24 protein-coding genes are annotated in these 23,337 nt (G+C 64.1%); 19 read left to right on the forward strand and 5 right to left on the reverse strand.

Translation table 11 applies throughout. The features are described from left to right. Positions 1-137 precede the first annotated feature (137 nt). A complete protein-coding gene (locus AC50X5_RS16420; protein ID WP_494977147.1) occupies positions 138-1,481 on the forward strand; it encodes a M16 family metallopeptidase in 1,344 nt (447 codons plus the stop codon). Between the two features lie 16 nt (positions 1,482-1,497). Here the strand turns inward: AC50X5_RS16420 and AC50X5_RS16425 are convergent, their stop codons facing one another. The 3 genes from AC50X5_RS16425 to moaA form a co-directional block, all read right to left on the reverse strand. After that, positions 1,498-3,093, reverse strand: coding sequence for an ABC-F family ATP-binding cassette domain-containing protein (locus tag AC50X5_RS16425; protein WP_494977148.1), 1,596 nt, complete (start codon positions 3,091-3,093; stop codon positions 1,498-1,500). 126 nt (positions 3,094-3,219) lie between these two features. Beyond that, entirely contained in the window at positions 3,220-3,486 is a 267-nt protein-coding gene (locus tag AC50X5_RS16430; protein WP_494977149.1) for a MoaD/ThiS family protein, read from the reverse strand. 5 nt (positions 3,487-3,491) lie between these two features. Beyond that, positions 3,492-4,655 carry a GTP 3',8-cyclase MoaA gene (gene moaA, locus AC50X5_RS16435; RefSeq protein WP_494977150.1) on the reverse strand — a complete coding sequence of 388 codons (1,164 nt, stop codon included), beginning with the start codon at positions 4,653-4,655 and terminating at the stop codon, positions 3,492-3,494. 136 nt (positions 4,656-4,791) lie between these two features. Here moaA and AC50X5_RS16440 point away from each other — a divergent pair, with 136 nt between their 5' ends. The 6 genes from AC50X5_RS16440 (at position 4,792) to AC50X5_RS16465 (ending at position 8,816) form a co-directional block, all read left to right on the forward strand. Next, positions 4,792-6,024: a molybdopterin molybdotransferase MoeA gene (locus AC50X5_RS16440; RefSeq protein ID WP_494977151.1), complete on the forward strand. Its 1,233-nt coding sequence runs from the start codon at positions 4,792-4,794 to the stop codon at positions 6,022-6,024. Between the two features lie 83 nt (positions 6,025-6,107). Next, complete coding sequence (gene moaC, locus AC50X5_RS16445) at positions 6,108-6,533, forward strand: cyclic pyranopterin monophosphate synthase MoaC (protein ID WP_494977176.1); 426 nt, start codon at positions 6,108-6,110, stop codon at positions 6,531-6,533. After that, complete coding sequence (locus AC50X5_RS16450; protein ID WP_494977152.1) at positions 6,530-7,060, forward strand: MogA/MoaB family molybdenum cofactor biosynthesis protein; 531 nt, start codon at positions 6,530-6,532, stop codon at positions 7,058-7,060. Before moaC ends, AC50X5_RS16450 begins: the two co-directional genes overlap by 4 nt. After that, a complete protein-coding gene (locus tag AC50X5_RS16455; protein ID WP_494977153.1) occupies positions 7,050-7,514 on the forward strand; it encodes a molybdenum cofactor biosynthesis protein MoaE in 465 nt (154 codons plus the stop codon). The genes AC50X5_RS16450 and AC50X5_RS16455 overlap by 11 nt, the downstream gene beginning before the upstream one ends. A 58-nt stretch (positions 7,515-7,572) precedes the next feature. Then, positions 7,573-8,331 carry a 4-hydroxy-tetrahydrodipicolinate reductase gene (gene dapB, locus AC50X5_RS16460; protein ID WP_494977154.1) on the forward strand — a complete coding sequence of 253 codons (759 nt, stop codon included), beginning with the start codon at positions 7,573-7,575 and terminating at the stop codon, positions 8,329-8,331. Positions 8,332-8,333: 2 nt separating this feature from the next. Next, a complete protein-coding gene (locus AC50X5_RS16465; RefSeq protein WP_494977155.1) occupies positions 8,334-8,816 on the forward strand; it encodes a hypothetical protein in 483 nt (160 codons plus the stop codon). A 32-nt stretch (positions 8,817-8,848) separates the two neighbouring features. Here the strand turns inward: AC50X5_RS16465 and AC50X5_RS16470 are convergent, their stop codons facing one another. Next, positions 8,849-10,075 carry a heparan-alpha-glucosaminide N-acetyltransferase domain-containing protein gene (locus AC50X5_RS16470; RefSeq protein ID WP_494977156.1) on the reverse strand — a complete coding sequence of 409 codons (1,227 nt, stop codon included), beginning with the start codon at positions 10,073-10,075 and terminating at the stop codon, positions 8,849-8,851. 223 nt (positions 10,076-10,298) lie between these two features. Here AC50X5_RS16470 and AC50X5_RS16475 point away from each other — a divergent pair, with 223 nt between their 5' ends. From AC50X5_RS16475 to AC50X5_RS16505, 7 genes are all read left to right on the forward strand, one after another. Then, complete coding sequence (locus tag AC50X5_RS16475; protein ID WP_494977157.1) at positions 10,299-10,643, forward strand: hypothetical protein; 345 nt, start codon at positions 10,299-10,301, stop codon at positions 10,641-10,643. A 132-nt stretch (positions 10,644-10,775) separates the two neighbouring features. Continuing rightward, positions 10,776-11,684 carry a 4-hydroxy-tetrahydrodipicolinate synthase gene (dapA, locus tag AC50X5_RS16480; protein ID WP_494977158.1) on the forward strand — a complete coding sequence of 303 codons (909 nt, stop codon included), beginning with the start codon at positions 10,776-10,778 and terminating at the stop codon, positions 11,682-11,684. Positions 11,685-11,724: 40 nt separating this feature from the next. Beyond that, entirely contained in the window at positions 11,725-13,416 is a 1,692-nt protein-coding gene (locus AC50X5_RS16485) for a ribonuclease J (RefSeq protein WP_493986310.1), read from the forward strand. Positions 13,417-13,520: 104 nt separating this feature from the next. Then, entirely contained in the window at positions 13,521-16,382 is a 2,862-nt protein-coding gene (locus AC50X5_RS16490; protein WP_494977159.1) for an FtsK/SpoIIIE family DNA translocase, read from the forward strand. A gap of 30 nt (positions 16,383-16,412) precedes the next feature. After that, positions 16,413-17,045, forward strand: a complete 633-nt coding sequence (gene pgsA / locus AC50X5_RS16495) for a CDP-diacylglycerol--glycerol-3-phosphate 3-phosphatidyltransferase (protein ID WP_494977160.1) — start codon at positions 16,413-16,415, stop codon at positions 17,043-17,045. Beyond that, positions 17,042-17,536, forward strand: a complete 495-nt coding sequence (locus tag AC50X5_RS16500; RefSeq protein ID WP_494977161.1) for a CinA family protein — start codon at positions 17,042-17,044, stop codon at positions 17,534-17,536. Before pgsA ends, AC50X5_RS16500 begins: the two co-directional genes overlap by 4 nt. Positions 17,537-17,670: 134 nt before the next feature. Beyond that, complete coding sequence (locus AC50X5_RS16505) at positions 17,671-18,111, forward strand: helix-turn-helix domain-containing protein (RefSeq protein ID WP_463937457.1); 441 nt, start codon at positions 17,671-17,673, stop codon at positions 18,109-18,111. Positions 18,112-18,211: 100 nt separating this feature from the next. Here the strand turns inward: AC50X5_RS16505 and AC50X5_RS16510 are convergent, their stop codons facing one another. Further along, on the reverse strand, positions 18,212-18,652 hold the full coding sequence (locus AC50X5_RS16510; protein WP_463937458.1) for a MarR family winged helix-turn-helix transcriptional regulator: 441 nt from the start codon (positions 18,650-18,652) through the stop codon (positions 18,212-18,214). Positions 18,653-18,718: 66 nt separating this feature from the next. On the opposite strand from AC50X5_RS16510, the gene AC50X5_RS16515 reads away from it, so the two are divergent. From AC50X5_RS16515 to miaA, 5 genes are all read left to right on the forward strand, one after another. Continuing rightward, entirely contained in the window at positions 18,719-18,949 is a 231-nt protein-coding gene (locus AC50X5_RS16515; protein WP_494977162.1) for a DUF3046 domain-containing protein, read from the forward strand. Positions 18,950-19,135: 186 nt separating this feature from the next. Then, a complete protein-coding gene (recA, locus tag AC50X5_RS16520) occupies positions 19,136-20,191 on the forward strand; it encodes a recombinase RecA (RefSeq protein ID WP_463937460.1) in 1,056 nt (351 codons plus the stop codon). An 85-nt stretch (positions 20,192-20,276) separates the two neighbouring features. Beyond that, on the forward strand, positions 20,277-20,756 hold the full coding sequence (locus AC50X5_RS16525) for a regulatory protein RecX (protein WP_494977177.1): 480 nt from the start codon (positions 20,277-20,279) through the stop codon (positions 20,754-20,756). A 61-nt stretch (positions 20,757-20,817) separates the two neighbouring features. Beyond that, the gene (miaB, locus tag AC50X5_RS16530) at positions 20,818-22,386 is read left to right on the forward strand and encodes a tRNA (N6-isopentenyl adenosine(37)-C2)-methylthiotransferase MiaB (RefSeq protein WP_494977163.1); all 1,569 of its coding nucleotides are present in this window, start codon (positions 20,818-20,820) and stop codon (positions 22,384-22,386) included. A 5-nt stretch (positions 22,387-22,391) separates the two neighbouring features. Further along, the gene (gene miaA / locus AC50X5_RS16535; protein WP_494977164.1) at positions 22,392-23,333 is read left to right on the forward strand and encodes a tRNA (adenosine(37)-N6)-dimethylallyltransferase MiaA; all 942 of its coding nucleotides are present in this window, start codon (positions 22,392-22,394) and stop codon (positions 23,331-23,333) included. The last annotated feature ends 4 nt before the right edge of the window (positions 23,334-23,337 follow it).

The raw sequence follows: 23,337 nt of genomic DNA on the forward strand, positions 1-23,337 counted from the left end.
GGGGGGGTGGGGGAGGGGGGGGGTGTGGAGGGGGAGGAGACGAAGCGGGGGGGGGGGGGGGGGTTGTTTTTTTCCCCCTCTCCCCCGCCGCTGTTACGATGGCAGCCAGATCCGGCTGCCGCACCTGAAAGGCCTTCATGACTGTTGTTCCCCTGCCCCTTGAGCAGAATGCCGCCATCGACTCGCTGGTGCACGGATCCGACGGCGGAGCTGAGGTGCGGCGCTCGGTCCTTCCCGGCGGCGTCCGGGTCCTGACCGAGGCGATGCCCGGCCAGCGTTCTGCCACCATTGGCTTTTGGGTAGGGGTGGGTTCCCGTGATGAGGCGGATGGCCAGCACGGCTCGACCCACTTCCTGGAACACCTGCTGTTTAAGGGCACCAAACGGCGCACCGCGCTGGAAATTGCTTCTGCCTTCGACGAAGTCGGGGGTGAATCGAATGCGGCCACCGCCAAGGAAAGCACCTGTTACTTTGCCCGGGTCCTGGATTCGGACCTGCCCATGGCCATTGACGTCATCTCCGACATGATCACCGGCGCCGTCCTGGATCCGGTGGAGATGGAGCAGGAGCGCGACGTCATCCTGGAAGAGATCGCCATGGACAGCGATGACCCTACGGACGTTGCGCACGAACACTTCGTCGCTGACGTGCTGGGAGCGCATCCGCTGGGGCGTCCCATCGGAGGCACTCCCGCTGCGATCAAGGCTGTTGCCAGGGACTCTGTCTGGGAACATTACCGCCGCTACTACCGTCCGGAGGAGCTGGTCGTGACGGCAGCCGGCGGACTGGATCACGACGTCGTCTGCAGGCTTGTCACCGACGCCCTCGAAGCGGCCGGCTGGTCGCTCACCCCGGACGCAAAACCGGTTCCGCGGCGCTCCACCGCACCGGCTGCCATCACCGGAACAGCCGGACTGAAGGTAGTCAAGCGTGCCGTGGAGCAGGCCAACATCATCATGGGCTGCCCCACCATCGTGGCCACTGACGAACGGCGTTTTGTGATGAGCGTCCTGAACGCCGTCCTGGGCGGCGGAATGTCTTCCCGGCTGTTCCAGGAAGTGCGCGAGAAGCGCGGCCTGGTTTATTCGACGTACTCGTTTGCGTCCTCTTACGCCGACGCCGGCTACTTCGGCATGTACGCGGGCTGCACGCCGTCCAAGGTCCAGCAGGTGCTGCAGCTGCTGGGGGTCGAGCTCGACAAGCTCGCCGCCGATGGTATTTCCGACGATGAACTGCGCAAGGCCGTGGGCCAGCTGTGTGGCGGCATCGTCCTGGCCCTCGAGGACACGGGTTCACGCATGTCGCGGCTGGGAAGGGCTGAGCTCGTGTCCGGTGAATACCAGGACATCGACGAGACCCTGCGCTTGATCAAAGCGGTCACGGCAGAGCAGGTCCAGGAGCTGGCACGCGAACTCGCTGCCGCTCCCCGCACCGTCACTGTTGTTGGTCCGTTCGAGGAAACCGAGACGTTCGGCCTCTGATTTTTCCGCCGTTGCGCTAGGCGGCCCGTACCTGGACTTCTGCGGGTTTGCCGGCGTCGCTGCCGAAGACGAGCCTCTTGTTGGCGATGTTGTCCGTGAAGAAGCGATCATGGCTGACCACTACCACGGCCCCGGGGAAGTGCAGCAGAGCGCGTTCCATGACCTGAGTGCTGGAGACATCCAGGTGGTTGGTGGGTTCGTCCAGGATCAGGGTTGACGCGCCGGAGAGCAGGCACTGAGCCAGTGCAACCCGGGCCCGCTGTCCGCCCGAAAGGTTGCCGATCCGCTGTTTGAGATCGGCCTCGGAAAACTGGAACATCGCCAGGAAACGGTTCACTGATTTCCTGGTTGCCCGTAGGGCCAGGCTGTCCGGCATGGCGTTGACAGCATGGGAGACGGTGTCATCGGCGTCGAGCCCGTCAAGGATCCGGTTGTAGGACACCACTCCAGCGCCCTTGGCCCAGGCAACGGTGCCGGTATCGGCGGCTTCCTCCCCGGTCAGGGCACGGAGCAGGGTTGACTTCCCACTGCCGTTGGAGCCGAGGATGACGATCCGGTTTCCGCGGCGGATCTCGAAGCTAAGGCCGCTGAACAAGGCCCGGTCTCCGTAGGACTTGCCCAGTGATTCCACCCGGCACAGAACGTCCTTGACGTGCAGGCCGCCATAGATTTCGGTGATGATGTGGTCCACCGGCCGCGGCGCACGGGATTTCTTAATTTTCGCCAACTGGTTTCCCAGGCCTTTGCCGGCCGCCTTCGCCCCTTCGCGCCGATCCGAGATGCCCTCGGCCTCGAAGGCCAGAAGCTCGGCCTCGTGCATGAACTGGCTTTCCAGGGTCTTGAGCCGGAATTGCTTAGCGGTCACGTACTCCGCGAAGTTTCCCGGGTACTCGTGCAGGTGGAAGTTTTCGACCTCCACGATCCGGGTCACCACAGCATCGAGGAACTGACGGTCGTGCGAGACGATGATGGCCGCGCCCTTAAAGGAACGAAACCAGCCCTCGAGCCATTCGACGCCGGCCACGTCCAAATAGTTGGTGGGCTCATCCAGGAGCAGCACGTCCGGTGCCTCCAGCAGGATCTTGGCCAGGGCGGCCCGGTTGCGCCAACCGCCGGACAGATCATCGATCGCGCAGTTTCGGTGGGCTTCCTCGAAGCCCAAGGTGGTCAGCACCTTGTCGATGGTGCGGGGGTAGTCCCAGCCGTCCAGGCGGTCCATGCCTTCGAACAATCCGGACTGCCGATGGATCAGCCGGTCGAGTTCTTCTGGATCAGACGGTTCTGCTGCTATGGCGGCATCAATTTCCGCAAGTTCCGCTTCAATGGCCTTGATGGCGTCGAACAGCCCGTTCAATATCTCGAGAATGGTGGCGTTGCCGTCGAGTTCGGAGAACTGGGAGAAATAGCCCACTCTGGTACCCGGTTCGAGCGTGACGGTCCCGGAATCGGGAGCCACCTGGTCCAGGGCCATCTTAAGGAGGGTGGACTTGCCGGAGCCGTTCTTGCCGATCAGGCCCACCCGGTCGCCGGCGTCGAGCCGGAAGAACGCCTCGCGGAGCACCTGCACCTTGTCGAAGCGGACGCTGACGTCGTTCAGCCGGATCAAGCTCATGGGTGCGGTCCTATCAAGGGGTGGGTGCGGATGCGCAGTGCCCTCGTGGAGCAGTACCGTCCTATGGCCGAACGGCCGCAGCCAATTCTACTAGGCTGGTTCTACGGGGACCGGCTGCCGGCCGCATTAGCCGCCGGCGAAGGGCGGAAGGATGTCAACTGTGTCTCCCGGATCCACTGTTACTGACGGGTTCCGGGCAGCCACACCGTTGAGCAGGAAGCTACTGCGGGACAGGATGCGGGGGAGCGGCGGCGTCCCCGCGGGCGGCTCAGCCCGTTCCACCGCAACGACCGCGGCAATCAGGTCTTCCAGGGTGGTGCCCTCGGGCAGGTCGAAGCGTTCCTCATCAGCGCCCGCCGCGGCACGCGCGGCAGCGAAGTAACGTACGTTCAAGAAATTCAGCCTCCGATGGCGCTCATGCTGCGGTCGGGCTGGACGAAGTCAGGCGCGCCCAGGCCAACGTGGTCCATACCGTGTGCCTTGGGCTTGACCCACATGGCGTCCTGCCAGCGGCGTGCGAGTTCGTCGTCATCCGCGCCTTCGCGGAGCAGGCCCAGCAGGTCGAACTCCTCCCGGGAGAACAGGCAGCTCATGATTTTTCCCTCGGCGGTGATGCGGGTCCGGCGGCAGTCGGAACAAAACGGTTCCGTCACTGAAGCGATGATGCCCACGGTACCCAGAACGGGACCAGTGGCGTCACCCGCAGGAGCAGCAGCAGGAGCCGGAGCCGCTTCGCCGCGCCGTCGGACTACAAACCGTTCCGCAGGGGCACCATCGCGGGCCCGTGGATCGGGGCCCAGCACGAAGTCCCGGGAGAGCAGCGAACGGATCTCCGCGGCCGTGACCATGTCGCGTCGGGTCCAGCCGTGGTCGGCGTCCAACGGCATCTGTTCGATGAACCGGAGTTCGTAGCCACGGTCAAGCGCCCAGGCCAGCAGGTCAGGCGCTTCGAGGTCGTTGATGCCGCGCATGAGGACGGCGTTGATTTTGACGGGACCCAGCCCGGCATCGCGGGCGGCGTCAACCCCGGCCAGAACCCGGTCCAGGAACGGCCGCCTGGTCAGTTTAGTGAAGGTTTCCTCATGGAGGGAATCAATCGAAACGTTAATGCGCGTGAGGCCGGCAGATTTGAGCGCTGCCGCTTTGCGGTCCAACCCCACACCGTTGGTAGTCAAGGAAATCGGCAGCTCCGGGTGGTTGCGCCGAATTCCGGCGATGATTTCCACCAGGTCAGCACGCACCAATGGTTCCCCGCCGGTCAGCCGCAGTTCACGGACACCAAGGACATCGACGCCGACCCGGACAATCCGCTCAATTTCCGATGCAGTCATGACAGCCTGCTTGGCGAGCCATTTCAGACCCTCGGCCGGCATGCAATAGGTGCAGCGCAGGTTGCATTTGTCAGTCAGGGACAATCGCATGTCCGTGGCGCGGCGGCCGTAGCGGTCTGCCAGCCCTGCGGGCGCGTCCGTCGGGCGGCGCGGCGGGACTCCTGGTGTTTCGGGATGCGACGACGCCGGATCACCTTCCCGTGGTTGCGGCATGCCCAACTGAACAGTCATAAATTCAGGCTACGCCACGTTGGTCAGATGCATCATCCCCCGTCCATAATGCAGTCCGCCATTACAGTGGTGCTGAGCGACTACGGCACGCTTCAGCCGCGTCACCAAGCACAGCCCCGTTCCCAGGAAGGCCCGCATGCACAGCCCTTCTCACCACCACCATTCGGGTTCCACTCCAGCCCGGCACCGGGACCAGGCCAGGGAATTGCTCGCTCCGCTCCTGGCACGGCGCCACATCGAACAGGTTCCGCTGGCCGACGCCTTGGGCAGGGGCCTGGCAGCGGACGTCGTGGCGCCGGTGGACCTTCCGCCTTTCGCCAATTCCCAAATGGACGGGTTCGCCGTGGCCAGCAAGGAAACCCACGACGGCGGCACCCGGTTCAGGGTGGGCGTCGCCATCCCGGCGGGGACGGCTCCGGCACCACTGGAGCCTGGCTCGGCCGCACCGATTATGACAGGAGCCATGCTTCCGGACGGCGCGGACGCCGTCGTCCCCATTGAACGGGCAGAACCGGACGCGTTCCCGGACCCGGACTCCCACGCCACGGTCCACTTGCCAAAAACCGGAGCGGGCATGTTCGTCAGGCCGGCAGGCAGTGACATTAAAGCCGGACAGCTTGCCCTGGGGGCGGGAACGTACCTTGGCCCCGGCCCGCTGGGGCTGCTGGCCGCCCTCGGCATCAGCACGGTTCCCGTCCACCAGGTGCTGACCGTCCTCTTGATCACCACGGGTGATGAAGTGGTGGAACCGGGCCGGAATCTTGCCCCCGGCCGGATTTACGACGCAAACGCCACCCTCCTGGGCTCTGCCATGCGGCAGGCCGGATTGCGGGTCATCCATCCGGCCATCGTTCCGGACCAGCCAGGCAGGCTGGAAGCGCTCCTGCTCGAACACCTTGGCAGCGTGGACCTGATCGTCACTTCCGGCGGAGTAAGCAAGGGCGCCTACGAAGTGGTCCGGCAGGCACTGGCAGGGCAGCCTGTCAGTTTCGGCCACGTCAGCATGCAGCCGGGCGGTCCGCAGGGAATCGGTACCGTGAACGGCGTGCCGTTCTTTGGCTTCCCCGGAAACCCGGTGAGTTCGCTGGTGTCCTTTGAGATGTTCCTGAGGCCGGTCCTGTCGGAGTTGTTTGGCACGCCGAAACCCCGGCCGGTGACCCGGGCGAGGCTGGCAACCGGCCTCACCTCCCCTGAAGGAAAGCACCAGGTCCGCCGCGGCACCCTCGCTCCAGACGGAACCGTAAGCCTCGAAGGCGGCGAGGGGTCCCACCTCGTGCATGCACTGGCAGTGTCAAACGCCCTGGTTCATGTTCCCGCGGGTACGTCATCACTCGCCGCGGGCGAAGAAGTGGAAGTATGGATGTTGTGACTCAAGCATCAAACGCCAACGGGCAAAACACAGACAACCGGCCGTCCGGTCTTACCCACCTGCGCCAGGACGGTACCGCGCACATGGTGGATGTCTCAGGCAAACCGGAAACCACCCGCGAGGCCACGGCGACCGCTACAGTCCGCAGCACCGCTGAAGTGCTGGGACTGCTGGGCAGCGGCGGGCTTCCCAAGGGGGACGCCCTGTCCGTGGCCAGAATCGCCGGTATCCTGGCGGCCAAGAAAACGCCTGAACTCATTCCGCTCTGCCATCCGCTCCCGCTCTCCAAAATCACCGTCGATTTCGAGTTGCGCGAGGACAGTGTTGAGGTCCTGGCCACGGTCAGGACCAGGGGAGTCACCGGCGTCGAGATGGAAGCGCTGACCGCCGCGAGCGTGGCGGCACTGAGCGTGTACGACATGATCAAGGCAGTGGACAAGCACGCAGTCCTGACGGACATCCGCGTGCTTGCCAAGAGCGGCGGCAAGAGCGGGGATTGGTCACTATGAGCACATCGACAGGAAATGGTTCGAACGCGCCCGTGCACCAGCACGGTCCCGTGGGCGGCAAGGCCGGCGTCGTTATCGCCTCCACCAGGGCCGCTGCGGGCGTCTACAAGGACGAAACCGGTCCGGTGATTGCAGACTGGCTTACCGAGCACGGTTTCGAAACGCTGCCGGCGGTGGTGGTGCCCGACGGCGACGCAGTCGGCGCCGCGATCCGTGCACTCCTGATGCTGGATCCGGCAGTCATCATCACCAGCGGTGGTACCGGGCTCAGCCCCGACGACCGCACGCCCGAGGTCACCCTGGCCCTGCTGGACCGCGAAGTCCCAGGCATTATGGAAGCCGTGCGCCGCGCAGGCACCGCCAAAACCCCGCTGGCCACGCTGAGCCGAGGCCATGCCGGTGCCGCGGGCACCACGTTTATCGTGAACCTTCCTGGCTCCCCGCAAGGGGTGATGGATGGCCTCGCTGTCCTCGATCCGGTCATCGGGCACGTCTGTGAACAGTTGGCTGGCGGCAATGGGCACTGAGGCAAAGTTCGACGTCGTCGCCGCTGTCCTGAGTGACCGCCCGATTTCGGTGGACCAGGCCATAGCCGCTGTCGAGTCTGATACCGCAGGCGCGGTGGTCAGTTTCAGTGGTGTGGTGCGCAATCACGACGGCGGGAAGGCAGTTCGGGCTCTGAGCTACACCGCTCATCCCAGCGCCGAACAGGTGCTGGCGGACGTGGTCGCCGGACTGCTGGCTGACCACGGCAAAGAGGAGAACACCTCGGAAGCGCCGGTCCGGATCTGGGCTGCACACCGGATAGGTCCGCTGGAGATTGGCGATCCGGCACTGGTTTGCGCTGTTGCAGCCGCGCACCGTGGCCAGGCTTTCGCGTTGTGTTCCGAGCTGGTGGACCGGATCAAGGAGCAGGTGCCGATCTGGAAGCAACAGTTCTTCACAGACGGCACGGTGGAGTGGGTGGGCGCCGGCGAGTAGCCCGGCCGGTGCTTCAGCGCTGTAAAGCCGGGTGTTCGGCGACTGTAGGGTTAAGGCCATGACCGAACTTCTCCACGTCGCCGTGCTGGGCGCAGGCGGCCGCATGGGCGCCGAGGCCGTCAAAGCCGTCGAAGCCGCCCCGGACCTCAAACTTGTAGCAGCTTTGGGCCGCAACGATTCCCTGGATACACTGGCTCGTTCCGGCGCACATGTTGTGGTGGATCTGACCGTCCCCGGCAGCACCGAGGAGAACGTCCGCTTCGCTGTTGAACACGGCATCCACGCCGTGGTGGGAACCACCGGGTGGGATGCTGACCGGCTGGCGCGGCTGGAGGAACTGTTGGCAGCCAACCCCGCAACCGGTGTGCTGATTGCTCCGAACTTCGCCCTGGGCTCCGTGCTTGCCTCCGCGTTTGCGGCCACCGCGTCCAGGTACTTCGAATCCGTCGAACTGGTGGAGCTCCACCACCCCAACAAGATTGACGCGCCGTCCGGCACCGCAGTGCGGACGGCCCAGCTGATTGCTGCGGCGCGCGCCGAAGCTGGCGTTCCGGCAAGCCCCGATGCCACTGAGACGCAGCTGGAAGGTGCCCGGGGCTGCGAGGTGGACGGCATCCGCGTCCACAGCGTCCGCCTCCGCGGCCTGGTAGCGCACCAGGAAGTCCTCCTGGGTGGCGCGGGCGAGCAACTGACCATTCGCCATGACTCCTTCGATCGTGCATCCTTTATGCCCGGCGTCCTGCTGGGCGTCCGGAATATCGCCCGTCATCCCGGGCTGACGGTAGGCCTTGACGGCTACCTGGACCTGGGAATCTGAGCATGGCCGTGAAGGCTTTCCAAGGCAGCAACCGCACCAAGATCTGGGTGGGGGCTGTTACGCTCCTGCTCGTTTTCTACCTGGTTGTCACTTTCCAACGTGCCCTGCTCCTGATGACGGATCCGGATCCCATCGCGAAGGCCTTCGGCGCGGCCTACCTGGTGCTGCCTATGATCGGCGCGTGGGCCATGATCCGTGAACTGCTGTTCGGCGCCAGGACGGAGCAACTGGCCCGGATCCTGGAAGCCGAGGGCGGTTTGCCCGTTGATGAGCTTCCACGCACCCCGGCCGGGCGTATCGTCCGCTCCGCTGCAGACCAGGAATTTGAGAAGTACCGCCTTGAGGCTGAAGCGGCCCCTGAAGACTGGCGTTCCTGGTTCCGGCTTAGCTGTGCTTACGACGCCGCAGGAGACCGGAAACGGGCGCGCTCCTCAATGCGCGATGCCGTGCGCCTGTTCCGCGCCGGTTCCGGTGCCGCCAGCTGAAAGTCCAGCGCCGACGTTGGCACTCCGGGTAACTAACGGACGGGCGTCAGTGGCCGCGCGCCCAGCCGGTGGGCTGCGTGTGCCAATTGCTCCAACGGACCCCGCCAATGCAGGACCGCGAACACCGTCCCCAAAACCACAGCCGTAAGGGCCTGCGCTGCGTACATGCCTTCGTCGGTCCAGCCTTCCGGGAGGCCGTCAACGTACAGGGCAGCGAGTGTCCAGACGTGAAGCGTATACAGCGTCAAGGTCATTGCTCCCGCTCCCCGCAGTGGCAGCAGGATGTCAAGGTTCAGCCAGGTTCCCAGCGAGCCCAGCAGCAGGCAGGCGCCCAGCGCGGCAGCCGCCGCTGAGGAGGAATGCAGCAGGTCCAGGGTGGTCCCGGAATGAGGTGCCGCGGTGGCAAGCCACCACCAGGAATCGGTCTGTTCAATGCCTGTCAGGTTGACCTGGAGAAGGTTCTCCAGCGGCCAGCGGCGGTCCCCGATGACGGCTTCCAGGGACTGCCGGCCACCCCAGTCCTCCATGAGCGCGTTTCCCAGGGCCTTCGTGGCGACCGCCACGGCTGTCCCCGTGAGGAGCAGGATCCCGGCAATTCGTGGCCGGTCAAGCGGAAGCCGGCCGACAGCCAGGCCCACCAGCAGGTAGGCGAGCCATTGGAAGACAGGGTAGTAGCCGGTCAGGAAGAGATCACCCAGCAGCGGCCCCGCTGTGGAGAGGTCTTCCCAGGACGGATTATGTCCCAGGTGCAGCGGCGCTTCCCCCGCGAGGAACCAGGGGCGCAGCACATAGGCCATCACCGGTGAGAGCAGGATCCAGCCGCCTGCCCAGGCCAGGAGATGCTTCAACGCCAACCCCAGGAACGGCAGCACGCAGAGGAACAGCAGGGCGTAGTCGACCAGGATGATCGCCACGTTCACGTCCAGCCCGCCCAGTGTGAAGCCTACGACGGCGATCACCAGTGCCCGCATGGCTATGCCGCGCCGGGCCAGGTTCAGGGGATGCCCGGTCAACGGGACACCCTTGCCCGTGGCGAGGGCCAGGCCAACGCCGGCAAGCACGGCAAATAACGCGGAGGCACGCCCGGAGAACGCGAGGCCCACCCAGGTGGGGGTGAGCTCGGCGTTTGGCTCGAAAGTGGGCATCAGGTGTGTGGCCATCATGCCGAGCAATGCCAGTCCTCGTGCTGCGTCCACGCCGGTCAGCCTGGGCGTGAGGCCCAGGCTGCTGGCGGTGGTGGACCGGGAGTGGACGCTCATGCGCCGATACTCTCATATCCGCCTACGCCGCAGCTGTGGGCGCATCTTGTATTCGAATATATGTTCGAATAGTATGGCGGGCATGCAGACTCCATCGCGCAGGCTACCCGGTACAGCCCACCGGCCTTCAGCCCAGCACCCAGTGCATCAGGCATCGAATAACGGATCCCCTCGCGGCAGCCAGGCACCGGAAACCGGGCCGCCGTCGGGCGTTATGAAGGCCATGAGTCCGGGCGTGGTCGATTATCTTTTTCGCCAGCTCGTCAGCGGAGAATCTGCGGAAGACCTCCAGTGGCATCGGGAGGGCATCACCCTTTCGTCCCAACCGGCCGGGGCCGAGCTTGCACGGCGGCTCGCGGAAACTGATCTTGAGGCCCTCACGCCCGTCGAGTTGTTCCACTACGTCAGGGCGGCGCAGCGGCTGGCGTCCTGGGCTGAGGGGCTGAGGGAAGCCGCGGTGGAAAGGTACTGCGCGCCTGGTGCAGGTTCCCCGGGCATGGATTGCGGGCCGGGTCGTCGGGAAAACCGCGGTTCGATTGCCCAGGATCCAACGGTGACCGACACCTGAGCGTCTTTCGCCGTCCAGTACCAGGACCGGTGCCTACCACGGCTGCCGGAGGGGCCTTGCCGGTCCCCGTTTGACGATGATCACGCATGGGGCATTGTTGTAACCAGCCACTGACAAGGTAACGTTTTTTCCATGCCTGAAACTTCCGCGCACATTCCTGCTCTTGGTACGCTCCTGACTGCGATGGTCACGCCCTTCACCAAGGACGGCGCCGTGGACTACAAGCAGGCAGCGGAACTGGCCAGCAAGCTAGTGGACGACGGTTGTGACGGCCTGGTGGTCACGGGGACCACCGGCGAAACGTCCACCCTCACTGACGAGGAAAACCTGGGTATGTTCCGCGCCGTTAAGGAGGCAGTGGGCGGGCGGGCTGCCATCATTGCCGGCACTGGCACCAACGACACCGCCCACTCAGTGCACCTGTCCCGGCAGGCCGCGGCGCTTGGTGTCGACGGCCTCCTGCTGGTGACGCCCTATTACAACAAGCCCAGCCAGTCTGGAATCCGCGCGCACTTCGAGGCCATTGCTACTGCGGCGGAGATTCCCGTAATGCTTTATGACATTCCCGGACGTTCGGCTGTTCCGATTGACCCTGAGACCCTTATCCGGCTGGCAGCCCACCCGAATATCGTCGCCGTCAAGGACGCCAAAGCCGATTTTGCGGCCGCCGCTCAGGTCATGGCTGAAACAGACCTCGACTTCTACTCGGGCGATGACGGCCTCACCCTCCCGTGGATGGCGTTGGGCGCGGTAGGCCTGGTGGGCGTTACTACCCACATTGCGACCCGCCGGTTCCGCGAGCTCGTAGACGCCATCAACGCTAATGATCTTGCCACAGCCCGAAAGATCAACTTCGAGCTGCAGCCGTTGATCCGGGCCACCATGACACGCGTGCAGGGTGCCGTTGCGGCAAAACAGATTCTTAAATGGCAGGAAGTCCTGCCCAACTCGATTGTCCGTTTGCCCCTCGTGGAGCCGGACGAAACCGAGATCGAAATCATCCGCGAGGATTTGGCAGAAGCAGGGCTGGTGTTCTCCTGAAGGTGATCCCGGCACCCTTCCGCCTGGAAAGTAGTGCATTATGACCCAAACCGCCCTTCCCGGCCTCACCACTCCGCCCCGGCTCGCGCCGGACACCCTGCGGATCGTGCCCCTTGGCGGCCTCGGTGAGATCGGCCGCAACATGGCCGTCTTCGAGATCGCCGGAAAACTGCTCATCGTGGACTGCGGTGTTTTGTTTCCCGAGGAGACCCAGCCCGGCGTTGACTTGATCCTGCCGGACTTCTCCTACATCGAAGACCGCGTGCAGGACATCGTCGCCGTCGTCCTGACGCACGGCCACGAAGACCACATCGGTGCCGTGCCGTACCTGCTTCGGCTCCGGAACGACATTCCGCTGATCGGCTCGCAACTGACGCTGGCGTTGATTGAAGCCAAGCTCCAGGAACACCGGATCCGCCCGTACACCCTTACCGTCGCCGAGGGCCAGGTGGAGTCATTCGGCCCCTTTGAGTGCGAATTCGTGGCCGTCAACCACTCGATCCCGGATGCCCTCGCGGTGTTCATCCGCACCGCCGGCGGCACTGTGCTGCACACCGGTGACTTCAAGATGGACCAGTTGCCCCTGGACGGACGCATTACCGACCTTCGGCACTTCTCGCGCTTGGGCGAAGAAGGTGTCGACCTCTTCATGTCCGACTCCACCAACGCCGACGTACCCGGGTTCACCACCGCTGAAAAGGAGATCGGTCCCACTCTGGAGCGGCTCTTCGGCCAGGCAAGCAAGCGGATCATCGTCGCTTCCTTTTCCTCCCACGTCCACCGTGTCCAGCAGGTGCTGGATGCCGCAGCCAAGCACAACCGCAAGGTGGCCTTCGTGGGCCGCTCCATGGTGCGAAACATGGCCATCGCCGCCAAGCTGGGCTACCTGGACGTGCCGGACGGCCTGCTGGTTGACCTGAAGAACATTGATCAGCTCGCGGACAACCGCGTAGTGCTGATGTCCACCGGTTCCCAGGGCGAGCCCATGGCGGCACTGTCCCGGATGGCCAACGGCGATCACCGCGTGGTGGTCGGCGAAGGTGACACCGTCATCCTGGCCTCCAGCCTGATTCCCGGCAACGAGAACGCTGTCTTCAGGATCATCAACGGGCTGCTGAAGCTCGGCGCGGACGTCATTCACAAGGGCAACGCCAAGGTGCACGTTTCCGGCCACGCTGCCGCCGGTGAACTGCTGTACTGCTACAACATCCTTGAGCCGCTCAACGCCATGCCGGTTCACGGCGAAACCCGCCACCTGATCGCCAACGGCAAGATCGCGATCGAATCAGGCGTGCCGGAAGCCAGCGTGATCCTCGCGGACAACGGCACCGTGGTTGACCTCAAGAACCACCGTGCGGACATCGTCGGCCAGGTGGAAGTCGGATTCGTCTACGTGGACGGTTCCAGCGTTGGCGAGATCACGGACGCTGACCTGAAAGACCGCCGCATCCTCGGCGATGAGGGCTTCATCTCGATCATCACGGTGGTCAACCGCACCACCGGCAAGGTGGTCTCCGGCCCCGAAATCCACGCCCGTGGCGTGGCAGAGGATGATGCAGTCTTTGACGAGATCATCCCCAAGATCAACGCTGCGCTGGAAGAAGCCGTGCTGAATCACGCGGACCACACAAGTCACCAGCTGCAGCAGGTTGTCCGCCGCGTCGTAGGTACCTGGGTCAACCGCAAGCTGCGCCGCAAACCCATGATCATCCCTGTGGTGCTCGAGGCTTAGGCACTGCCTCACCGTAGGTTTCCCGGCCGCCGCGGGTGCTGAACACAGCTGCCCCCGGCCCGGAAATCCGCGGAATTACGGCTCGGCTGAGGTAGCGTGGCGGTATGGCCACACGCACTACTTCCGCGCCCAAAGGCAGATCCACCAGTAAAGCCGGTGGTTCTGCCCGGGAATCCGCAGCCGCCGCGTCCCGGACATCCAAGGCGGGGTCAGGTTCTGCCCGCACCCGCCCGCTTCCCGCCGTCGAACACCGCCAGCCGTGGCTCGGCCGGGTCATCGGTGGCGCGTGGCAGGGGCTGGGACATCTGGTCGGCGGTGGTGTACGACGCATTGGCCACGATGTCAGCGGCCTGGATCCCGAGGACCGCCGGGATGGCGCCGCGCTGTTCAACCTCGTGCTGGCCGTTTTTATCGCCACGTTCGCCTGGTGGGGCTTCACGGGGTGGTTCCCCGACGCCGTCTACAGCGTGGTCAACGGAACATTCGGTTGGGTATCACTCCTGCTGCCCTTGATGCTGGGCATCTGTGCCTTGCGCCTCTTCCGCCAGCCTGCCGACAGCCGGGGCAACAACCGCGTCGGCATCGGCTTTCTGATCATGGCCTGGTCCGGATCCGCGCTCGGTCACGCCCTCGGCGGGCAGCCCACAGTTGCCGAAGGGTTCGTCGGCCTTCGGCAAGCCGGAGGCATGCTCGGCCTGCTGGCTGCTGCGCCGCTTGCCGCCATTCATCCCGCAGTGCCCATCGCGCTGTACTCGCTGCTGGCCTTTGTGTCGGTTTTGATCGTCACCGCCACTCCGTTTACTGCTATCCCGCGGCGGCTCCGGCAGGGGTATGAGCACCTCGTTGGGCTGGATCTCCAGGAACCCGTTGAGGCCGGCAGCTCCCATGACCGCAGCTATCTCTTTGAGGGCAACGGGGCCGCCCCGGTCCCGAAAAAGAAGCGCCGCCGCCTCTTCGGCAAGGACCAGGACAGCGATCCGGGCCTCGAAGGTTATGTAGGCGATGAAGCCTTCGAGCACGCCGTCATTGACGACGATGCCGCCGAAACGGGCAGCGGCAGTCCCGCACCGGGCGTTCGCCGGCCTACCCAGGCGGAGATCGCCGTCGAGAAGATCAAGGCGGCCCAGGGCCTGGGCAAGGCCCCTGAAGGCGCCACCGAGGCGATTCCGCTGGTCACTCCTGGCATGAGCGCTCCTGCGGCACCCGCCGCGGCGCCCTACGTTCCCGCCAAACCGGTGGTGCCGGCCCCGTTGCCCACACCCATCCCGCAGCGGACCGAACAGCTGTCCCTGGCTGGTGATGTGACGTACACGCTTCCACCCTCGGACTTCCTCACTCCTGGATCCATCCCGAAGGAACGCACGGAAGCCAATGACGCCGTCGTCGCCGCCCTGACCGATACCCTGCAGCAGTTCAACGTGGACGCCGCAGTGACGGGGTTCAGCCGGGGACCAACCGTGACGCGCTACGAGATCGAGCTTTCCTCCGGCACCAAGGTGGAACGGGTTACGGCGCTGTCCAAGAACATTTCCTACGCCGTTGCCTCCAGCGACGTCCGTATCCTGAGCCCCATTCCCGGAAAATCCGCCATTGGTATCGAGATCCCCAACACGGACCGTGAGACGGTCTCCCTGGGAGATGTGCTGCGGAGCCAGAACGCCCGCCGCACGGACCACCCCATGGTCATGGGGGTAGGCAAAGACGTTGAGGGCGGGTACGTAGTTGCCAACCTCGCCAAGATGCCTCACCTGCTGGTGGCCGGAGCCACCGGTGCCGGTAAATCCTCGTTCGTGAACTCCATGATCACCTCCATCCTGATGCGGGCCACCCCTGACGAGGTCCGGATGGTCATGGTGGACCCGAAACGAGTAGAGCTGACCGCCTACGAGGGCGTCCCTCACCTGATCACGCCCATCATCACCAATCCCAAGAAGGCCGCCGAGGCTCTGCAGTGGGTGGTGCGCGAGATGGATGCCCGCTATGACGACCTCGCCAACTACGGCTACAAGCACATTGATGATTTCAACAAGGCCGTCCGGGCCGGCAAGGTTGTTCCGCCGCCGGATTCCAAAAGGGTTATCAAGCCCTACCCGTACCTGCTGGTGATTGTGGACGAGCTCGCCGACCTCATGATGGTGGCGCCGCGGGACGTCGAGGACTCCATTGTCCGCATCACCCAGCTCGCTCGTGCCGCCGGCATTCACTTGGTGCTGGCCACCCAGCGCCCTTCGGTTGACGTCGTCACAGGCCTGATCAAGGCCAACGTTCCGTCCCGTATGGCCTTCGCAACCTCGTCCGTCACCGATTCCCGCGTCGTCCTGGACCAGCCGGGAGCCGAAAAGCTGATCGGCCAGGGTGACGCCCTTTTCCTGCCCATGGGTGCCAACAAGGCGATGCGTGTCCAGGGTGCCTGGGTCACTGAATCGGAAATTCACAAGGTTGTGGAGCACGTTAAGGGCCAGCTGCAGGCGGTCTACCGAGAGGACGTTGCAGTCGAGGCCACTAAGAAGCAGATCGACGACGACATCGGGGACGATCTCGAAGTCCTGTTGCAGGCCACAGAACTTGTGGTTACCACGCAGTTCGGGTCCACCTCCATGCTGCAGCGCAAGCTCCGGGTCGGTTTTGCCAAGGCGGGCCGGCTCATGGACCTTCTTGAGTCCAGGGGAGTGGTGGGTCCGTCTGAAGGCTCCAAGGCGCGGGACGTGCTGGTGAAGCCTGATGACCTCGCTGCCGTGCTGGCAGCCATGAAGGGCCAGGAAGGTCCTGCCGTTGCCGATTCGCAAACGGCGGCACTGAGCGACAACGCCAATGCCAACATTCCGCAGGGCGGGTACGCGGAGGACCTGGTGGCCGCCGATCTTGACCGGCGCGCCCAGGGCGTTGAGTATTACGATGGCGCAGACGGCACGCCTGGCGATGATGATGACGGCTCCGAGGATGCCTGGTCCCTCACCGGGCGCTAGCGTGGCAGGTGAAGACGATAGCCTAGGTAGGTGACTAGCCCCGACGTGACCGCTTCCAGCTCCAACGCCTCCGGCATCTGGAACCTCCCCAATGTCCTGACCATGCTCCGCATCGTCCTGGTCCCGTTCTTCGTGTGGTTCCTGGTCCTTGACGCGCCCGGACTGGAAAGTACCTCCGGACTGTGGCGGTGGGCTGCCTTCGCCTGCTTCGCCGTCGCGATCTACACTGACAAGCTCGACGGCGACATCGCCCGCAGCAGGGGGCTGGTTACCGACTTCGGAAAAATCGCAGACCCCATTGCGGACAAGCTGCTGACCGGCTCGGCCCTGGTCATGCTGTCGGTATTGGGTGAGCTGCCGTGGTGGATCACCCTTGTGATCCTTGTCCGCGAATGGGGCATCACGGCGCTGCGCTTCTTTGTGATCCGGTACGGAGTCATTCCTGCATCCAAGGGTGGCAAGCTCAAGACCGTTGTGCAGACCGCGGCCATCCTGCTCTACCTCTTTCCGTTTACTGTCTCTGTCCCCTGGTTGGGCGCAGTGGCCCTGGCCGTGATGCTGGCCGCAGTGGCCATCACCGTCTGGACCGGCGTCGATTATGTGGTGGAGGCTGTGAAGCTCCGTAGTTCCGGGCGGGCAGCCAAGGGCGCCAAGGCGCCATGAGCAAGCTGCACGAACTCTCAGCGCAGGTGGTTCAGGCCGCGCTCGACGCCGGGCTGACGGTTGGCACCGCAGAGTCACTTACGGCGGGACTCGTCTCGGCCTCAATCGCCGACATTCCTGGAGCGTCCGGGATGCTTCAGGGTGGCGTGGTGGCCTACCGGAACTCCGTTAAAGCCGGGGTGCTTGATGTTCCGGAGGAGCTGCTTGCCCGTGCCGGATCAGTCGACGGCGACGTAGCCGCTGCCATGGCTGCCGGTGCGCGGAACACGTGCGGCGCGGACATAGGAATTTCCACCACCGGCGTTGCCGGTCCTGAGCCGCATGATGGAAAAGCTGTCGGAACCGTATTCATCGGCGTGGCTGGTGCGACGGGTGCAAGAGCGTTTGAATACGCCTTCAGCGGCAGCAGGCCCGTCATCCGTTCGCAGGCCTGTGAGGCTGCGATGGAGCGGCTCCTGGCAGAAATCCGGTCCGTTCTTTACCAGAGGTAAAGCTGTCGGGAACAAAATTTGGCGGCCAATAGTTGTTACTTTGTGTCGTCCCTGATCAACCGGGGCGCCTAGGATGATAAAACAACCGGTTTACCCCAGCGGTGCCGGATCGAAGAGGGAGCAAGGCGATACAGATGGTAAAGCAGCCCGTATCCGTAAACGGCGTTGTCCGCTGGAAGGATGTGGGCATCGCCAATCAGGGCAAGAGCGATCAGAAGGAGCGCAAAATGGTTGTACTTCGTCATGAAATCGGTGATGTCCTGCGCGACGTCCGCCAGCGTCAGGGGCGCACGCTCCGCGAAGTTTCCCACAGCGCCCGGGTCTCGCTCGGTTACCTGAGCGAAGTAGAGCGTGGACAAAAAGAAGCATCTTCCGAACTGCTGTCATCGATCTGCACCGCACTGGACGTGCCATTGTCCAGCATGCTCCGCGAGGTCAGCGACCGGGTAGCCGTCGCTGAAGGTGTCGCAGTGCCTGACACCGTTCCCCAGGAATTTGCGCAGCGCTACGGCCGCGACCTTGGTACGGACCTGAACGACGAACTCTCCAAGGGTCTGCTTTCCGGAGCCCGCTAAACCGGGACAGCCCTGTAAATCTCAAGGGAAGGGCCTCCGCCTGCTGGAACCAGCGCGCGGGGGCCCTTCCTTTGCGTGGACACCTGGATTGTCTTCTCAGCTAGATCTCATTGATGCGGGCGAGGAAGCCGGCAAGAGTTTCCAGTTCCTCGTCCGGCCATTCATTGAGCCGCTCGCGGAAGGCCTGGCGGCGGGCATCCTGGACCTCGCTGATTTTGGCCTCACCTTCGGCGGTAAGCCTGATGGAGGAGGCCCTGCCGTCCAGCGGATCCGCTTCTTTGTACACCAGCCCAATGTTTTCCAGGAAGGCCACCTGACGGCTCACGGACGGCTTGCCCACGCCCAGGCATGATGCCAGTTCGGTAAGCCGGATGGGTCCTTCACGCCGTAGCACGCTCAGCAGGCCGTAGGCGGCCGGTTCCATATCCGGATGCACCTGGCGGGAAAGCTGCGCGGAGACCGACCGGGCCCGCCGAAAGAACAGGCTCAGCTGGTGTTCGACCGAGTTCAATGCCTCGTCATGCGGGTCGCGGTTGCTCATGGCAACTATTCTAGATCGGGCCCGGCGGCAGCCCGGCGTGGCCGGGGCCCGTGAGAGACTCGTTGTGTGAGGATCAGTGACTTTTGGCGCCTGATGGACGACGAATTCGGTGCCGGGTATTCCCGCGTGCTGGGTTCGTCCCTGGTTTTGGCGGGAGGGGCCCGGGTGGCGGGGCGGACGGCGCAAGAGGCGCTTGCCGCCGGAGCCAACCCCCGGGACGTGTGGCTTGCCGTCTGCGACCTCCAGGACGTTCCTCCTGAACGGCGGCTGGGCCGCGACATCAAGCCCCTCAACTGATTGACGGACCGACACGCCTGCAAAGTGTTCGAATACCTGTTCGGATAAAGTTATGATTTTCCCAAGACTTATCCACATACGCAAAGTCATCCCGGGTGAATGTCAGAGGGTGCCGTTAGCGTCAGAGATGACCAGACAGTCGGCCGCTGAGGCCGCTCCACAGCGAGAAAATTAGAGGTGTGAACCATGGCGGCAGCCCCGGATCGTGAAAAAGCGCTGGAAGCAGCATTGGCCCAGATCGACAAGCAGTTCGGCAAGGGGTCGGTGATGCGCCTGGGTGATGAAGTCCGTGCCCCGATCGAAATCATTCCTACCGGTTCCATCGCGCTGGATGTTGCGCTGGGAATTGGTGGTTTGCCCCGCGGCCGCGTGGTAGAGATTTACGGTCCTGAATCTTCCGGTAAGACCACCGTGGCGCTTCACGCCGTAGCCAACGCGCAGCGGCAGGGCGGCATTGCGGCCTTTATTGATGCCGAGCACGCCCTGGATCCTGAATACGCCGCGAAGCTCGGCGTGGACACGGATGCGCTGCTGGTTTCGCAGCCGGACACCGGCGAGCAGGCCCTGGAAATCATGGACATGCTGATTGGCTCCGGGTCCCTTGACGTCATTGTTATCGACTCCGTAGCTGCGCTGGTGCCCCGCGCCGAAATCGAAGGCGACATGGGTGACAGCCATGTTGGCCTCCAGGCACGGCTTATGAGCCAGGCACTGCGTAAGATCACCGGCCGGCTCAGCCAGACCAAGACCACGGCCATCTTCATCAACCAGCTGCGCGAGAAGATCGGTGTGTTCTTCGGCTCACCGGAGACCACCACCGGCGGTAAAGCGCTGAAGTTCTATGCATCCATCCGAATTGACGTTCGCCGTATCCAGACGCTCAAGGAAGGTTCGGATTCGGTGGGCAACCGTACCAAGGCCAAGATTGTGAAGAACAAGATGGCCCCGCCCTTCAAGGTTGCGGAATTCGACATCATCTATGGTCAGGGTATCTCGCGCGAGGGCGGCATCATCGACATGGGCGTGGAGCACGGCATCATCAAGAAGTCCGGATCGTGGTTCACCTATGACGGTGACCAGTTGGGCCAAGGCATGGAGAACTCGAGGCGTTTCCTGCGGGACAACCCGGAATTGTCCGCTGAGCTGGAACGCCTGATCAAGGAAAAACTTGGAGTGGGCGCGACCGCCGCGGCAGCTGAAAAGGCAGACACCCCCAAGCTGAAGGCCGTCGACGGGTTCTAGGATGGCAGGCTTGGCGGGATCACGGCCGCGGGGGGCGGGTTCCGGGCCTGCACCGGAACTCGACCCGGACGCAGATCCGGCCGCCATGGCGCGGAACATTGTGCTGCGGCAACTGACTGTTTCCGCCAAGAGCAGGCTGCAACTTGCCCGCAAACTGGCGGAACGCGGGATCCCCGAGGACGTCGCGGAAGCTGTCCTGGACCGCTTCGAAGAAGTCCGGTTGGTGGATGATGCAGAGTTCGCTGAGGCGTGGGTCCGGAACCGTGCCTCGAGCCGGAAGCTGGCCAAGGGTGCGCTGCGGCGTGAGCTGTCGGAAAAGGGCATTACCCCTGAGCAGGCGGAGTCAGCGCTGGCGCAGCTTTCCGATGCGGACGAGGAATCCGCAGCACGGGAGCTTGTCCGCAGGAAGCTTCGCGGGAAACCGCTGCCCACGGACCCGGCTGAACGCGGAAAGGTCACCCGCCGGCTGGCGGGAATGCTTGCCCGTAAGGGCTATCAGCCTTCTTTGGCCTTCAGGATCGTGGGCGAAGAATTCGATGTCGCCGATTTGTTGCCCGGTGACTGACCGTGGATCCGGCGCGGGCTGATCGGACGCGCCCAAGGCGGCGAGCCGTTACCCTTAATGGGTGAGTTTGACCATTCCTTCCCCCGCAGCCAGCCCATCTTCCCCTGAGTTCGGGGAGGAAAAAACCGGAGCTGTCCCGCCGCGTACCTACCAGGTGCGGACCTTCGGCTGCCAGATGAACGTCCATGATTCCGAGCGCATGGCCGGGCTTCTGGAGGGCGCCGGACTTGTGCCCGCAGAAGGTGCCCACGCTGATGTCGTGGTGTTTAACACTTGTGCCGTCCGGGAGAACGCTGACAACAAGCTCTATGGCAACCTGGGCATGCTTGCCCCGATCAAGGCAGCCAACCCCGGCATGCAGATCGCTGTCGGCGGCTGCCTCGCGCAGAAGGACCGGGACACCATCCTTCGCAAGGCGCCCTGGGTGGATGCGGTGTTCGGAACCCACAATGTCGGCGCGTTGCCCGCATTGCTGGAACGCGCCCGGCACAACAACGAAGCGCAGTTGGAGATCCTGGAATCCCTGGACGTCTTTCCTTCCACGCTGCCCACCAAGCGGGACTCGGTGTATTCGGGCTGGGTTTCCATCTCCGTCGGCTGCAACAACACCTGCACCTTCTGCATTGTTCCGGCGCTTCGGGGCAAGGAGAAGGACAGGCGGCCTGGCGATATCCTCGCTGAAGTCCAGGCCTTGGTGGATGACGGCGCCATCGAGGTAACCCTCCTGGGCCAGAACGTCAACTCCTATGGAGTGGAGTTCGGCGACCGGCAGGCTTTCTCCAAGCTGCTGCGCGCCTGTGGGGAAATCCGTGGCCTGGAGCGTGTCCGGTTCACCAGCCCGCACCCCGCAGCTTTTACGGACGACGTCATCGACGCCATGGCCGAGACGCCCAACGTGATGCCGCAGCTGCACATGCCGTTGCAGTCGGGGTCCGATTCCATTCTTAAGGCAATGAAGCGTTCCTACCGTTCCACCAAGTTCCTGGGAATTCTGGACAAGGTCCGCGAGCGCATTCCCCATGCGGCTATTTCCACGGACATCATTGTCGGCTTCCCTGGCGAGACTGAAGAGGACTTCCAAGCCACCCTGGACGTGGTGGCACGGTCCAGGTTCGCCACCGCCTTCACTTTCCAGTACTCCAAACGGCCTGGCACTCCGGCAGCCGAGTTGGCGGAGCAGCTGCCCAAGGCCGTGGTGCAGGAGCGTTTTGAACGCCTCACGGCACTGCAGGACCGGATTGCTGCCGAGGAAAACGCCAGGCAGCTCGGCCGACGGGTAGAGGTCATGGTCACCGCCCAGTCAGGCCGGAAGTCGGAAGAGACTCACCGGCTTTCCGGCCGCGCCCAGGACCAGCGGCTGGTGCATTTCTCGGTGCCGGAAGGCGCTGAAGCCCCACGCCCTGGAGACCTCGTGACCGTCACCGTCACACAAGCGGCAGCCTTCCACCTGGTGGCTGATCCGGACCTTGCGGACTACAGCCTGCGCCGCTCGCGTGCCGGCGACGCGTGGGACCGTTCCCAGGCAGACTCATGCGGTGTGCCGGCCGCGGACACCAGCGCAGCAAACAAGGCGCGCGGTACAGCGGGTGTTTCCCTGGGGATGCCCACCCTGCCTCCCCGCTTGGGCTGACCCGGGTGGCAGTTGACGGAAACGTTCCCCATCCGCCGGTGATCGCCGTCGTCGGCCCTACCGGTTCAGGAAAATCAGACCTGGCCGTAGGGCTTGCCCTGGCACTGGGTGGTGAGGTGATCAATGCCGACGCCATGCAGTTTTACCGCGGGATGGACATCGGAACCGCCAAAATTCCACCTGCCGAACGCCGCGGCGTTCCGCACCACCTGCTGGACATTCTGGACGTTACCGAGGAAGCCAGCGTCGCAGATTTCCAGCAGCTGGCAAGAACTTGCGTGGAGGACATCAACCGTCGCGGCAAGCGCGCCATCCTCGTGGGCGGTTCGGGTCTCTACGTCCGCGCGGCACTTGATACGTTGGAATTTCCTGGAACCGACCCGGCCGTCAGGGGCAGGATCGAATCGGACCTGGCCGCCCACGGCGTTGCCACCCTGCTGGAGCGCCTTCGCACGATCGATCCGGTGTCCGCCGCACGTTTGGGTGATGAACGGAGGATTGTGCGGGCACTGGAAGTCCACGAACTGACGGGTCGGCCGTTCAGCTCCTTCATGCCCACCCGTGAGTATTTCCGTCCGGCGGTCCAGATCGGCCTGGAAGTAGACCGGGGGCAACTCAGGCAACGGTTGGCGGACCGGGTGCATCGCATGGTGGAAGCCGGACTCCTCGAAGAAGTCCGGCGCCTCGATGCGGCCGGTCTGCGCCGTGGCCGAACCGCAGCACGCGCGCTGGGGTATGCCCAGTTCCTGCGTGTCCTGGACCGGGAGTCTGACGTGGCGGCAGCCGCGGAGGAAACTATCGTGGCAACGAGGCAGTTCGCCAGGCGGCAGCTGACGTGGTTCCGCGCCGATCCACGGATCAACTGGCTGGACTGGCAGCATCCCGCACTTCTGGAGGCGGCAGTGCACCTGTCCACCCAGGAACTTCCGACGCCGGAACGACCGTAAGTGC

The organism is Pseudarthrobacter sp. MDT1-40-2 (assembly GCF_059383595.1).